This window comes from Citrobacter sp. Cpo221 (genome assembly GCF_030332345.1).
GTDB classification, from domain to species: domain Bacteria; phylum Pseudomonadota; class Gammaproteobacteria; order Enterobacterales; family Enterobacteriaceae; genus Citrobacter; species Citrobacter portucalensis.
On the sequence record NZ_JAOWIA010000058.1, the window covers coordinates 105,146 to 118,006 of the forward strand.

Annotated in this window: 8 protein-coding genes; 5 read left to right on the forward strand and 3 right to left on the reverse strand. The window is 53.2% G+C overall.

Annotation, left to right across the window (positions count from 1 at the left end; translation table 11 throughout):
* The first annotated feature begins 184 nt into the window (after window positions 1-184).
* The 3 genes from tamA to OGY72_RS18210 are packed head-to-tail and all read left to right on the forward strand — an operon-like array spanning window position 185 to window position 6,038.
* On the forward strand, window positions 185-1,918 hold the full coding sequence (gene tamA, locus OGY72_RS18200) for an autotransporter assembly complex protein TamA (protein WP_003025718.1): 1,734 nt from the start codon (window positions 185-187) through the stop codon (window positions 1,916-1,918).
* Complete coding sequence (gene tamB / locus OGY72_RS18205) at window positions 1,915-5,691, forward strand: autotransporter assembly complex protein TamB (RefSeq protein WP_279275250.1); 3,777 nt, start codon at window positions 1,915-1,917, stop codon at window positions 5,689-5,691. Before tamA ends, tamB begins: the two co-directional genes overlap by 4 nt.
* 2 nt (window positions 5,692-5,693) lie before the next feature.
* Complete coding sequence (locus tag OGY72_RS18210; RefSeq protein ID WP_003025723.1) at window positions 5,694-6,038, forward strand: gamma-glutamylcyclotransferase family protein; 345 nt, start codon at window positions 5,694-5,696, stop codon at window positions 6,036-6,038.
* A 57-nt stretch (window positions 6,039-6,095) separates the two neighbouring features.
* On the opposite strand, the gene OGY72_RS18215 is transcribed toward OGY72_RS18210, so the two are convergent.
* The 3 genes from OGY72_RS18215 to ppa all read right to left on the reverse strand — a co-directional run bounded on the left by OGY72_RS18215 (window position 6,096) and on the right by ppa (window position 9,987).
* Window positions 6,096-8,105 (reverse strand): TonB-dependent receptor domain-containing protein, encoded by a 2,010-nt coding sequence (locus tag OGY72_RS18215; RefSeq protein WP_286548647.1) that lies wholly within the window; start codon window positions 8,103-8,105, stop codon window positions 6,096-6,098.
* Window positions 8,106-8,189: 84 nt separating this feature from the next.
* Entirely contained in the window at window positions 8,190-9,260 is a 1,071-nt protein-coding gene (gene yncE, locus OGY72_RS18220; protein ID WP_126319433.1) for a 7-bladed beta-propeller protein YncE, read from the reverse strand.
* A 199-nt stretch (window positions 9,261-9,459) separates the two neighbouring features.
* A complete protein-coding gene (ppa, locus tag OGY72_RS18225; protein WP_003025726.1) occupies window positions 9,460-9,987 on the reverse strand; it encodes an inorganic diphosphatase in 528 nt (175 codons plus the stop codon).
* A 309-nt stretch (window positions 9,988-10,296) separates the two neighbouring features.
* On the opposite strand from ppa, the gene ytfQ reads away from it, so the two are divergent.
* Window positions 10,297-11,253: a galactofuranose ABC transporter substrate-binding protein YtfQ gene (gene ytfQ / locus OGY72_RS18230; protein WP_003025728.1), complete on the forward strand. Its 957-nt coding sequence runs from the start codon at window positions 10,297-10,299 to the stop codon at window positions 11,251-11,253.
* A 103-nt stretch (window positions 11,254-11,356) separates the two neighbouring features.
* Window positions 11,357-12,859, forward strand: a complete 1,503-nt coding sequence (ytfR, locus tag OGY72_RS18235) for a galactofuranose ABC transporter, ATP-binding protein YtfR (RefSeq protein ID WP_286548650.1) — start codon at window positions 11,357-11,359, stop codon at window positions 12,857-12,859.
* Window positions 12,860-12,861 lie beyond the last annotated feature (2 nt).

Genomic DNA, 12,861 nt, shown 5'->3' on the forward strand with positions numbered 1-12,861 from the left:
GTTAAGGTTGTAACGAGACGCGTCTTTGCCCACAATAAACGGCGTGAATACGTCTAGAGTTAAACATAAGAAATATTTGGGTTGTCGTCTGTTTTTCAACTCTTATTGTTGATTTTTTGTTAAGCCGAGGAACGGCATAGTATTTTTTTCCAGGGGTGGGAAAAAAGGATATTCAGGAGAAAATGTGCCACATATCCGTCAGTTATGTTGGGTGGGATTACTGTGCTTAAGTGGCTCCGCCGCCGCCGCGAATGTTCGCTTACAGGTCGAAGGATTATCAGGACCGCTGGAGAAAAACGTCCGTGCGCAGCTGTCCACGATTCAAAGTGATGAAGTCACTCCAGACCGACGCTTTCGTGCGCGCGTTGATGATGCCATCCGCGAAGGGCTAAAAGCGCTGGGCTACTTTGAGCCGACCATTGATTTTGAACTGCGTCCACCGCCGGCGAAAGGCCGCCAGGTGCTGATTGCCAAAGTGACCCCCGGCGAGCCGGTGCTGATTGGTGGCACTGAGGTGATTTTGCGCGGTGGCGCGCGTACGGATAAAGATTATCTGGATCTGCTGAAAACGCGCCCGGCAATCGGCACCGTGCTGAATCAGGGGGACTATGACAACTTCAAAAAGTCACTCACCAGCGTGGCGCTGCGTAAAGGTTATTTCGACAGTGAATTTAATAAAAGCCAGCTTGGAATAGCGCTTGAGCGTCGCCAGGCGTTCTGGGATATCGATTACAACAGCGGCGAACGCTATCGCTTTGGGCATGTCACTTTTGAAGGCTCGCAAATTCGCGATGAGTATCTGCAAAATCTGGTGCCCTTTAAAGAAGGTGAAGAGTACGAGTCGAAAGATCTGGGCGAACTGAACCGTCGTCTGTCGGCGACCGGATGGTTTAATTCCGTGGTCGTCGCACCGGAGTTTGATAAAGCCCGCAAAACCAAAGTGCTGCCGCTGAAAGGCGTGGTCTCACCGCGAACCGAAAACACCATCGAAACCGGGGTCGGCTATTCAACTGACGTCGGGCCACGGGTGAAGACCTCGTGGAAAAAGCCGTGGATGAACTCCTACGGCCATAGCCTGACGACCAGCGCCAGTATCTCGGCGCCAGAGCAGGTGCTTGATTTCAGCTATAAAATGCCGCTGTTAAAGAACCCGCTGGAACAGTATTACCTGGTACAGGGCGGCTTTAAGCGTACCGATTTAAACGACACCGAGCAGGATTCCACAACGCTTGCGGTTTCCCGCTACTGGGACCTCTCCAGCGGCTGGCAGCGCGCGATTAACCTGCGCTGGAGTCTCGACCACTTTACCCAGGGTAACGTCACCAACACCACTATGCTGCTCTATCCGGGCGTGATGATCAGCCGGACGCGCTCACGCGGCGGCCTGATGCCTGTCTGGGGCGACTCTCAGCGTTATTCCATTGATTACTCCAACACGGCCTGGGGTTCAGACGTTGATTTCTCCGTCTTCCAGGCGCAAAACGTTTGGATCCGCACGCTGTACGACAGGCATCGCTTTGTGATGCGCGGCAACCTCGGCTGGATTGAAACCGGAGACTTCGACAAAGTACCGCCGGACCTGCGTTTCTTTGCCGGGGGCGATCGCAGTATTCGCGGCTACAAATACAAATCTATTTCGCCGGAAGGCAGCGACGGCAAGCTGAAAGGGGCCTCTAAGCTGGCAACTGGCTCGCTGGAATACCAGTACAACGTGACCGGTAAATGGTGGGGCGCGATGTTTGTCGATAGCGGTGAAGCGGTCAGCGATATTCGCCGAAGCGATTTCAAAACCGGTGCCGGGGTCGGCGTACGCTGGCAATCACCAGTGGGACCTATCAAGCTCGACTTTGCCGTCCCGGTCGGCGACAAAGATGAACATGGTTTACAGTTTTACATCGGTCTGGGGCCTGAATTATGAGTTTATGGAAGAAGATAAGCCTCGGCGTGCTGATTTTTATCCTGCTGTTGTTAGGCACGGTGGCGTTCCTCGTCGGTACCACCTCGGGCCTGCATCTGATCTTCAAAGCAGCTAATCGTTGGGTTCCGGGGCTGGAGATTGGTCAGGTCACCGGCGGCTGGCGGGATCTATCACTGAAAAATATTCGCTACGACCAGCCTGGCGTGGCGGTGAATGCTGGTGAAGTGCATTTGGCCGTGGGGCTTAACTGTCTGTGGGACAGCAGCCTGTGCGTCAACGATCTGGCGCTGAAAAACATCAACGTGGCGATCGACAGCAAAAAGATGCCGCCATCCGCGCCGGTAGAGGAAGAAGAGAGCGGTCCGCTTAATCTTTCCACGCCTTACCCCATCACGCTTTCGCGCGTGGCGCTGAACAACATCAATATCAAAATCGATGACACCACGGTTTCAGTGCTGGATTTTACTTCCGGCCTGAACTGGCAGGAAAAAACGCTGACGTTGAAGCCAACGTCATTACAGGGGCTGCTGATTGCTCTGCCTAAAGTGGCGGAAGTGGCACAGGAAGAGGTTGTCGAACCGAAGATTCAAAACCCGCAGCCGGATGAAAAGCCGCTCGGCGAAACGCTAAAAGATCTGTTCTCAAAGCCGGTACTGCCGGAAATGACCGATGTCCATCTGCCGCTCAATCTCAATATTGAAGAGTTTCGCGGCGAGCAGCTGCGCGTGACTGGGGATACGGATTTAACGGTACATAGCATGCTGCTGAAAGTGAGCAGCATAGACGGCAACATGAAGCTCGACGCGCTGGATATCGACTCGAATCAGGGAACGGTAAAAGCCAGCGGCACGGCGCAACTGACCGACACGTGGCCGGTTGATATTACGTTAAACAGCACGCTAAACATCGACCCGTTAAAAGGCGAAAAGGTGAAGCTGAAGGTTGGCGGCGCGCTGCGCGAACAGCTGGAAGTCGGCGTCAATCTGTCTGGTCCGGTGGATATGGACCTGCGTGCGCAGACGCGCCTGGCAGAAGCCGGATTGCCTCTCAACATTGAGGTGGTGAGTAAGCAGGTTTACTGGCCGTTTACCGGTGAGAAACAGTTCCAGGCCGATGACATCAAGCTCAAACTGACCGGCAAGATGACCGACTATACGCTGTCGATGCGTACCGCCGTGAAAGGTCAGGATATTCCTCCGGCTACTATCACGCTGGACGCCAAAGGCAACGAGCAACAGATCAATCTCGATAAACTCAGCGTTGCGGCGCTGGAAGGGAAAACTGAGCTGAAAGCGCTGGTGGACTGGCAGCAGGCGATCAGCTGGCGCGGGGAGCTAACGCTGGATGGTATCAATACCGTGAAAGCGATCCCGGACTGGCCGTCAAAACTGAATGGCCTGGTGAAAACGCGCGGCAGTCTGTACGGCGGAAGCTGGCAGATGGAGGTTCCGGAGCTGAAGCTGACCGGCAACGTGAAACAGAACAAGGTCAATGTGAACGGTTCGCTGAAGGGGAATAGCTACCTGCAGTGGACGATCCCGGGCCTGCATCTGGAGCTGGGACGTAACAGTGCGGACGTAAAAGGCGAACTGGGGGTTAAAGACCTTAACCTCGACGCGACGATTGATGCCCCAAGCCTGGATAACGCGCTGCCGGGGCTGGGCGGTACGGCGAAAGGGCTGGTAAAAGTTCGCGGTACGGTTGAAGCACCACAGCTGCTGGCGGATATTACCGCCCGTGGTCTGCGCTGGCAGGAACTTTCCGTTGCTCAGGTGCGCGTCGAAGGCGATGTGAAATCGGCCGAGCAAATCGCCGGTAATCTCAACGTTCGCGTAGAGCGGATTGTACAACCTGACGTGAATATTGGTCTGGTGACGCTCAACGCCAAAGGCAGTGAAAAGCAGCATGAGCTGCAGTTACGCATTCAGGGTGAGCCGGTTTCCGGGCAACTGGATCTTGCCGGGAGCTTTGATCGCAAAGAACAGCGCTGGAAAGGAGGGTTAAGCAATACCCGTTTCCAGACGCCGGTCGGTCCGTGGTCGCTCAACCGGGCTATCGCGCTGGATTATCGTAATCAGGAACAGAAAATTAGTATCGGGCCGCACTGCTGGAACAACCCGAATGCGGAGCTGTGCGTACCACAAACCATTGATGCCGGTGCAGAAGGTCGCGCGGTGGTGAACCTTAACCGCTTCGACCTGGCTATGCTAAAACCGTTTATGCCGGAGACAACCCAGGCCAGCGGTGTGTTCACCGGCAAAGCTGATGTGAGCTGGGACACCACCAAAGAGGGGCTGCCACAGGGGCAGGTCACCCTGAGCGGACGTAACGTCAAGGTCACGCAAAGCGTGAATGATGCCCCGCTCCCCGTAGCGTTTGAAACGCTGAATCTGACCGCCGACCTGCACAATAACCGTGCCGAGTTGGGCTGGCTGATTCGTCTGACCAACAACGGGCAGTTTGACGGGCAGGTGCAGGTAACGGACCCGCAAGGGCGTCGTAATCTGGGCGGTAACGTCAATATTCGCAACTTCAATCTGGCGATGGTGAACCCCATCTTCTCGCGCGGTGAAAAAGCGGCAGGGATGATCAACGCCAACCTGCGGCTGGGCGGAGATGTGCAAAGCCCGCAGTTGCTCGGACAGCTGCAACTGAGCGGTCTGGATATTGACGGTAACTTCATGCCGTTTGACATGCAGCCAAGCCAGTTAGCTGTTAACTTCGCCGGAACACGCTCAACGCTGGCGGGCGTGGTGCGTACGCAGCAGGGCGAAATTAACCTGAGCGGCGATGCCGACTGGAGTCAGATAGACAACTGGCGGGCGCGCGTTGCGGCTAAAGGCAGCAGGGTACGTATTACCGTACCGCCGATGGTCCGCCTGGATGTATCGCCGGACGTGGTCTTTGAAGCTACACCAAGCCTGTTTACTCTCGATGGCAACGTGGATGTGCCGTGGGCGCGTATCGTGGTACATGACCTGCCGGAAAGCGCGGTTGGGGTTTCCAGCGATATGGTCATGCTTAACAACAATCTGCAGCCCGAGAAACCGCAGACCGCCGGTATTCCGATCAACAGCAACCTGAACATCCACGTTGGTAACAACGTGCGTCTTGACGCCTTTGGTCTGAAAGCGCGTCTGACGGGCGATCTGAAAGTGGTGCAGGATAAGCAAGGTCTGGGGCTTAACGGGCAAATTAATATCCCGAGCGGTCGCTTCCACGCCTATGGTCAGGATCTGATTGTGCGTAAGGGCGAGCTGTTGTTCTCCGGTCCGCCGGATCAGCCGTTGCTCAACATCGAAGCGATTCGTAACCCAGATGCCACCGAAGACGATGTGATCGCTGGCGTTCGCGTCACCGGTACCGCCGATGAACCGAAGGCGGAGATCTTCTCCGACCCGGCAATGTCGCAGCAAATGGCGCTTTCCTACCTGCTACGTGGACAAGGGCTGGATAGCGAACAAAGCGATAGCGCAGCGATGACTTCAATGCTTATTGGTCTGGGGGTTGCACAAAGTGGTCAGGTTGTGGGTAAAATCGGGGAGACATTTGGCGTAAGCAATCTGGCACTGGACACGCAAGGGGTGGGCGACTCATCTCAGGTGGTTGTCAGCGGATACGTACTGCCAGGTCTGCAGGTGAAATATGGTGTGGGTATATTTGACTCCTTAGCGACACTCACGCTACGTTATCGTCTGATGCCTAAGCTATATCTGGAAGCAGTGTCTGGCGTAGATCAGGCACTTGATTTGCTCTATCAGTTCGAGTTTTAGCAATGCGAATATTTGTCTACGGCAGTTTACGAACCAAACAAGGCAACAGCCACTGGATGACCAATGCCCTGTTGCTGGGAAATTTCAGTATCGATAACTACCAGTTGTACAGCCTGGGCCACTATCCAGGCGCGGTTCCGGGAAATGGAACAGTACACGGGGAAGTTTATCGTATTGATAACGCCACGCTGGCAGAGCTTGACGCTCTGCGTACCCGCGGCGGTGAATACGCACGCCAGTTAATTCAAACGCCGTACGGAAGTGCATGGATGTACGTGTACCAACGTCCGGTTGATGGCTTAACGCTGATTGAAAGCGGTAACTGGTTAGACAGAGACCAGTACTGATATATCGCCTACCAGAATAAACAACGCCGCCTTCGGGTGGCGTTGTTTATTAAAGGCTTAAAACTCCACGCGCGCGCCGAGGTTATAGCGGCGGCCTTCCACCTGCGCGGATTCATTCCATGCAGTCGTCAGTTTCGGATCCTCATCCAGCACGTTGTAGATCCCTGCCATCAGCTGCGTGTGCTTATTGAGCTTATAACGTACGCCTACGTCGACCATCGTGTAGTCATCGTACTTATAGTTATTGCCGCTGTTGCGGTTACTGCTGCGGTAATTCACCGTACTCCATACGTCCAGACTCTGCGTTGCCGCCCAGTTCAGCGACAGGTTCGCCATATGGCGCGGATAATCGTTGAGCGCGTAGCCTTTGTTTACGCCGCTTTTCTGTTCGCTGTGGTTCCAGGTGTAGTTAGCGTTGGCTTTCACATCGGCGCTAATCTGCCAGTCGGCATTCAGTTCTATACCGTACACGTCCGCCTTGCTGACGTTGAAGTATTTACTGACGGAGTCCGCCTTGTAGCCATTCACGGAGCACTGATTCGTCGATGTGGTTTCGCAAATGGTTTGTTCAGCAATTTTGTCTTTGAACTGCGTATAGAAGACGGTGCTATCCAGTGACAGCGCATTCCCCGTCCAGTAGAGGCCCAGCTCAGAGTTAACGCTTTGTTCTGGTTTCAGATCGTCGTTACCGACGGTCAGGAAGGGATAAGGTACAGTCGAGCCGTATGGGGTGACAAAGTCGCTGGATGTCGCACGCAGCTCAGGTTTTTTATAACCTGCGGAAACGCCGCCCTTCAGCGCCCAGTCATTGCTGAAGGCCCAGTTACCGTACATTTTCGGCGTAATATGTGTGCCAAAGTTATCATCCTGGTCCATACGCGCTGATGTGGTCAGGATGAAGTCGTCAATGCTCCAGCCGTCTTCAGCAAACAATGCCCAACCGTTACGGCTGATTTTTGTCACTGGCTCAGATCCGGGCAGCGTTTTGTTGGCCACATCAAAGCGGTCATTCAGCTCTTCGCGGGTGAAATTCGCCCCAACGGTCAGTTTATGGTTGTCGAGCGTGAAGGTGGTTTGCGAATTGGCGACGTAGTTCTCCATCTGCACATACTGCGGCGACTGGCTGTCATAAACGTACTTCGAACGGCCTTTTTCATAGTTTATGTAGTTGGTCGTTGCGATGGTGTCGTCGGCATACCAGCCGGTATGCGTTAGGGTGGCGGCGTTACGATCGAACAGCCATGACCACGGCGCGCCGCGCTTCTGGGTACGGTTTTTCTCCTGCTCACCGGTGACCACATTGAGGTCGAACAGGTTATTTTCGCTAGCGGCCAAGCCCAGCGTCATATCAACGGATTTACGGTTGTGTTTGCCGAAATAGTTATTGCGATCGTCATCGCGACGGTCGAGCCAGTCGGCCGCTACGCTAAGGCCGAGAACATCGGGCACAATCGGCCCCATGGTAAACAGATTCATCTGGCTGGTATTACCCAAATACTGGTGTTCCTGAAGCCAGGTATTGGCGGCAATTGCCGTTGTCCACTCTTTTGCACCATACGGTTTTTTAGTAATCACGTTGACCACACCGCCGATGGCATCTGATCCGTACAGCGAGGACATGGGCCCGCGGATAACTTCGATACGCTCAATGGCCTCCATCGGCGGTAAGAAGTTGGCTTCAGTACCGATGTCATGCCCGTAAGGGCGAGATTCACCGGTATTTTGTTTGACGCTGTTGACCATAAACGCGGTATAGGACGGGTCCATGCCGCGGATCATAATGCTGCCAGCGTTCATGCCGCTGCTGTTAGTGACCGAGACGCCAGGAAGGTTTTTAATCGCTTCACCAATGCTACGGTCCGGCTGAATATCCAGCGTTTTACGATCGATAACGGAAATGGTGGCTGGCGCTTCGCGCTTTTGCTGCGAGAACCCGGATGCGGTGATCACCATTTCATCTTCGCTATTGCGTGAGGTTTCGGTGAGTTCTTCTGCATGAGTGGGGAAAATAACACCGCCTGAGAATGCAACGATCCCTGTCAGCGTAATAAGTTGACGCGTTTTCATAATATAGACACCTGAAAAGTAAAAAATAAAAGCATCACCTTGCAGCCCAGAAAAGCTGCAAGGTGTCAGAAGCGTTTTTAATTATTAATATTTGGAGAGGTCGATTTTCAGCACGTAGTCGGGCTTCACACCTGCCATTTTTTCCGGCTGTTTGACGCTGACATACAGGGTGTTGGCATCAGACGAGAGCGCCAGGCTGTTAGGTAACGCATTGGTTTCAATGCTTTGTTTTACCTGATAAGTCTTGCTGTCCACAATGCTGATGCGTTTTGCATTTCGGTGGGTGATATACACTTCCTGGCGTTTTTCGTTATATATCACCGCCAGCGAGTTGATAACCTTAATGGGGGCAATAACCTTACCGGTATTAATATCAACAACCAGTACATCCGCTAAATCAGGATCGGTCAGGAATGCGCGATTATTTTTTGCATCCAAAGCAATATTCAGGAAAAAATGTTTTTTGCCTGGCTCAATGCTAAAGCGGCTAATAATTTGATGGTTGGTGGTATCCAGTGTAATAAGTTCGTTGCGGCCATTTACGACATACAGGCGGTTCTTATTTGCATCGACGGCCATGCCGGTCGGATACTGGCCCATGTTTTCAAGGGTAGCGATTTTCTCGCGCTTTTGCGTATCCACCACCCAGACAATGCCTTTTTCAGCCACGCCGGAAACGTACAGGCGGTGATGCTGTTTATCGAGCACCATTTCGCGGGTATGGACAATTTCTTTCGGGTTTTTGGCTTCGCTCAGTTGCAGTATCGCCAGCTCTTTACCGCTGCGGGTATCAATGAGCGTGACGGAACCCTCCAGCGTGTTACCCACGTACAGCACCTGATTTTCTTCATCCAGGGCAGTGGCAAAGGCACGACGGCTGGTTTCGATAACTTCAGTCGTGGTGAGTTTCTCCAGATCGAGTTTATAGATAAGCCCGCTGGTTTTATCTTTATCAAACGACGGCGACGAGGCAGCAAAAAGCGCATTCTGCTGGCTATCAACCGCCAGTTCATACACGCCGTTGCCAACGTCGCGGGTCAGAAAATCTTGCTCAGGTAGCGTCTGCGCCCCGCTGGACAGGCTGGTAAATAACAGTGCTATGGCGAGAGCCACGCAGGAATAGCGTTTCAGGGACTTCACATTGTGGAGGTTCATTGACTTTTATTCACATTTATTTACATGCCGAGAATGATAATGAGATCTAATCTCATTCGCAATTAACATAAATGAAATGTGACTACCCAATCTGGTAGGTCAAAAAGAAAACAGCGAAGGGGAGGGGGAAAAGAAAGTAGAAATTAAAAAACCCTTACTAACCAGGGGCTGGCGTTCAGGGCTTTACGCTAACGCGAACTTACTTCTTCGCGCGCTCGAAGGAAGCAACGATTTCAGCTTTAGCAGCTTCAGCGTTGTCCCAACCGTCAACTTTCACCCATTTGCCCGCTTCGAGATCTTTGTAGTGTTCGAAGAAGTGGGTGATCTGCGCTTTCAGCAGTTCCGGCAGATCGGTCACATCTTTGATGTGATCGTATTCTTTGCTCAGCTTGGTGTGCGGTACAGCAACCAGTTTCGCATCTTCACCGGATTCGTCGGTCATTTTCAGTACGCCAACCGGACGGCAGCGGATCACTGAACCTGGCTCCAGCGGGTACGGAGTCGGGACCAGAACGTCTACCGGGTCACCATCCAGAGACAGGGTGTGGTTGATGTAACCGTAGTTGCACGGATAGAACATCGCGGTGGACATGAAGCGGTCAACGAACAGGGCGCCGCTCTCTTTGTCAACTTCGTATTTGATCGGATCTGCGTTCGCAGGGATCTCGATAACAACGTAGATATCTTCCGGCAGGTCTTTACCGGCAGGGACGTTGAGTAAGCTCATGTCTGTTTCCTTTAAATAAGCTATGGCAAACAAGTGGCGGGTATTATAGCCAACTCGCGCGGAATGTCTCCGCTTGTTTTCGCTTTCTCTGCGTGCATTTTCTTCTTTTTACCTCTCTCTCGTGACAGAAAAATCCATATCTTCAGCCGCATTTTTCATAGTGAGATGAAAGCGATTACAAAGTTGTGATTAACGTTTTATTTACTTTTTTGAAGTGTGATGTAACGCAATCCGTTACATGCTCAATTGTCTATAGTTTTTTCGCAACGGTTAATTAACCAACAATAATCACCCTACGAGGACGCACTTATGTGGAAGCGCTTACTTTTAGTCACAGCAGTTTCGGCAGCCATGTCGTCTATGGCAATGGCAGCCCCTTTAACCGTAGGATTTTCGCAGGTTGGCTCTGAATCCGGCTGGCGCGCCGCAGAAACCAACGTCGCGAAAAGCGAGGCCGAAAAGCGGGGAATTACGCTTAAAATCGCTGATGGCCAGCAAAAGCAGGAAAACCAGATTAAAGCAGTCCGCTCATTTGTTGCGCAGGGCGTCGACGCCATCTTTATTGCGCCGGTCGTGGCAACGGGTTGGGAGCCGGTTTTAAAAGAAGCTAAAGATGCCGACATTCCGGTCTTTTTGCTCGATCGTTCCATCGATGTAAAAGACAAATCTCTCTATATGACCACCGTCACCGCCGACAACGTGTTGGAAGGTAAATTGATCGGCGACTGGCTGATTAAACAAGTGGACGGCAAGCCGTGTAACGTCGTTGAGCTGCAAGGGACCGTTGGGGCCAGCGTGGCGATCGATCGTAAGAAAGGCTTTGCTGAAGCCATTGCCAGTGCGCCAAACATCAAAATTATTCGCTCTCAGTCCGGTGACTTCACCCGCAGTAAAGGGAAAGAAGTGATGGAGAGCTTTATCAAAGCGGAAAACAACGGCAAGAACATCTGTATGGTTTACGCCCACAACGATGACATGGTGATCGGTGCGATTCAGGCGATCAAAGAAGCGGGCCTGAAACCTGGCAAAGATATTCTCACCGGTTCTATCGATGGCGTACCGGATATCTACAAAGCGATGATTGACGGCGAAGCCAACGCTAGCGTCGAACTGACGCCGAATATGGCCGGCCCGGCATTCGACGCGCTGGAGAAATTCAAAAAAGACGGCACGATGCCTGAGAAGCTGACCATTACCAAGTCGATCCTCTATCTGCCGGATACGGCGAAAGAAGAGTTAGAGAAGAAGAAAAACATGGGCTACTAAGCCTTCATGAAAATGCCGGGGGCGCTGCGCTTGCCCGGCCTACATTACGCTCTTTTGTAGGCCGGATAAGCGTAGCGCCATCCGGCGTGATGCAGGGGGAACCATGACCACCGACCAACATCAGGAAATCCTCCGCACCGAAGGATTAAGCAAATTCTTTCCCGGCGTCAAAGCGTTGGATAACGTGGATTTCAGTTTGCGTCGCGGTGAAATTATGGCGCTGCTGGGAGAAAACGGAGCCGGCAAATCGACGCTCATCAAAGCGCTGACCGGCGTTTACCATGCCGATCGTGGCACAATCTGGCTCGAAGGCCAACCGATCTCCCCCAAAAACACCGCCCATGCCCAACAACTGGGGATTGGCACCGTGTACCAGGAAGTGAACCTGCTGCCCAATATGTCGGTTGCCGATAACTTATTTATTGGCCGTGAACCGCGGCGTTTTGGCCTGCTCCAGCGCAAACAGATGGAAAAGCGCGCGACGGAGCTGATGGCGTCTTACGGTTTTTCCCTCGATGTGCGCGAGCCGCTGAACCGCTTTTCCGTGGCGATGCAACAAATCGTCGCCATCTGTCGGGCGATCGATCTCTCCGCGAAAGTGCTGATCCTCGATGAACCCACCGCCAGCCTCGATACCCAGGAAGTTGAAATGCTGTTTGGTCTGATGCGACATCTGCGCGATCGCGGCGTCAGTCTGATCTTCGTCACCCACTTTCTCGATCAGGTTTATCAGGTCAGCGATCGCATTACCGTCCTGCGGAACGGCGGCTTCATTGGCTGCCGTGAAACCCGCGAGCTGCCTCAGATCGAACTGGTCAAAATGATGCTGGGCCGCGAACTGGATACCCATGCGCTACAGCGTGCGGGCCGCACCTTGCTGAGTGATAAACCGGTGGCGGCATTCAGTGATTTTGGCAAAAAAGGCACCATCGCGCCGTTTGATCTACAGGTGCGTCCCGGTGAGATCGTCGGTCTCGCCGGACTGCTGGGATCCGGGCGAACGGAAACGGCGGAGGTGATCTTTGGTATTAAACCCGCCGACAGCGGAAGTGCGCTGATCAAAGGCAAACCGCAGACCTTGCGATCGCCGCATCAGGCTTCGTGTCTGGGGATCGGTTTCTGTCCGGAGGATCGCAAAACGGATGGCATTATCGCCGCCGCTTCGGTGCGGGAAAACATCATTCTGGCATTGCAGGCACAGCGCGGCTGGCTGCGGCCTATCCCACGGAAAGAACAAAACGAGATTGCCGAGCGGTTTATCCGCCAGCTTGGTATTCGTACCCCCAACGCTGAGCAGCCGATCGAATTTCTCTCCGGCGGTAATCAGCAAAAAGTATTGCTCTCGCGCTGGTTACTGACCAAACCGCAGTTCCTGATCCTTGATGAACCCACGCGTGGGATCGACGTCGGCGCGCATGCGGAGATCATCCGCCTGATCGAAACGCTGTGCGCGGATGGTCTGGCGCTGCTGGTCATTTCATCCGAACTGGAAGAGTTAGTGGGCTATGCCGATCGGGTCATTATTATGCGCGATCGCAAGCAGGTGGCCGAGATCCCACTGGCTGAACTGTCCGTACCGGCGATCATGAACGCCATTGCGGCCTAAGG

What these genes read in the sequence shown, in the direction of transcription:
- OGY72_RS18215 (WP_286548647.1), bottom strand. Translation starts at nt 8,105, where the DNA reads ATGAAAACGCGTCAACTTATTACGCTGACAGGGATCGTTGCATTCTCA.
- yncE (WP_126319433.1), bottom strand. Translation starts at nt 9,260, where the DNA reads ATGAACCTCCACAATGTGAAGTCCCTGAAACGCTATTCCTGCGTGGCT.
- ytfR (WP_286548650.1), top strand. Translation starts at nt 11,357, where the DNA reads ATGACCACCGACCAACATCAGGAAATCCTCCGCACCGAAGGATTAAGC.
- OGY72_RS18210 (WP_003025723.1), top strand. Translation starts at nt 5,694, where the DNA reads ATGCGAATATTTGTCTACGGCAGTTTACGAACCAAACAAGGCAACAGC.
- ppa (WP_003025726.1), bottom strand. Translation starts at nt 9,987, where the DNA reads ATGAGCTTACTCAACGTCCCTGCCGGTAAAGACCTGCCGGAAGATATC.
- tamB (WP_279275250.1), top strand. Translation starts at nt 1,915, where the DNA reads ATGAGTTTATGGAAGAAGATAAGCCTCGGCGTGCTGATTTTTATCCTG.
- ytfQ (WP_003025728.1), top strand. Translation starts at nt 10,297, where the DNA reads ATGTGGAAGCGCTTACTTTTAGTCACAGCAGTTTCGGCAGCCATGTCG.